The organism is Tepidimonas thermarum (genome assembly GCF_007556705.1).
Classification (GTDB): Bacteria; Pseudomonadota; Gammaproteobacteria; order Burkholderiales; family Burkholderiaceae_C; genus Tepidimonas; species Tepidimonas thermarum.
On the sequence record NZ_VJOL01000118.1, the window covers coordinates 1 to 883 of the forward strand.

The 883-nt window shown below is 62.7% G+C and carries 2 protein-coding genes; both read left to right on the forward strand.

Going from position 1 to position 883, the window contains the following annotated elements; all coding sequences use genetic code 11:
- Positions 1-110: 110 nt before the first annotated feature.
- Entirely contained in the window at positions 111-347 is a 237-nt protein-coding gene (locus Tther_RS13165; RefSeq protein ID WP_185975103.1) for a ribbon-helix-helix domain-containing protein, read from the forward strand.
- Positions 344-742, forward strand: a complete 399-nt coding sequence (locus Tther_RS13170; RefSeq protein ID WP_143904585.1) for a type II toxin-antitoxin system VapC family toxin — start codon at positions 344-346, stop codon at positions 740-742. The genes Tther_RS13165 and Tther_RS13170 overlap by 4 nt, the downstream gene beginning before the upstream one ends.
- The last annotated feature ends 141 nt before the right edge of the window (positions 743-883 follow it).

The window sequence follows — 883 nt, forward strand, 5'->3', positions numbered from 1 at the left end:
GCGTTTTAGGGCTATCGACTTTCAGTGTTCCAACTCGGAGCAGAGTCTTGACATTGCCGCTCATGTCGCATAACACATCAATGTGTTATATTTCGTTTGCGGAGGCGGTCATGCACTTCAATATCTATCTCGACGACACCACCGGGCAGCAACTCAACGCCATGGCCGAGCAGACCGGTGAGAGTCGCAATGCGCTCATCCGCAAAGCGATCAGCGAGTGGCTCGCGCATCAGTCCCAGCCGCAGTGGCCGGAAGTCGTGGCGAACTTCAAGGGCATGGCCGATGCGCCGCCGTTCGAAGCCGGCCGCGACAAGCTCGCCCCTCCCGTCGAGGATCCGCTGGCGTGAAGTATCTGCTCGACACCTGCACGATCTCGGACTTCGTCAAAGGCCAGCCCGGCGTGATGGCGCGCGTCAAGGCGACTTCGCCGAAACTGATCGTCGTCTCGGCACTGACGCGGATGGAGATTGACTACGGGCTGGCGCTCAACAGCGAACGCGCCAGGAGGCTCGCGCCGATGCTCGATGCCTTCTTCTCGGTCATCACGACCGTGCCCTTCGATGTGGCCGACGCGCAGGCGGCGGCGGTCATTCGTGCCGCCTTGCGCGCCCAAGGCCAGCCCATCGGCGCGTATGACGTCTTGATCGCCGGCACCGCGGTGGCGCGCGGTCTGATCGTGGTGACGTCCAATGTCGGCGAGTTCAGTCGGGTGAGCGGCTTGCAGGTGGAGAACTGGCGGTAGCAGCTGCAAATCACCCCTTCGTCAACTCTTCCCGCAGCGCCCGCTCCATCTGCCGTTGGTACTCCCGCAGAGCCACGCTTCGCACGGTGTCGGCCATGCCAAAGCGCGGTTCGACCTTCTGCTGACGGCGCAGCAGGTACA

Coding starts and splice junctions, on each gene's coding strand:
- Tther_RS13165 (WP_185975103.1), top strand. CDS start 111: ATGCACTTCAATATCTATCTCGACGACACCACCGGGCAGCAACTCAAC.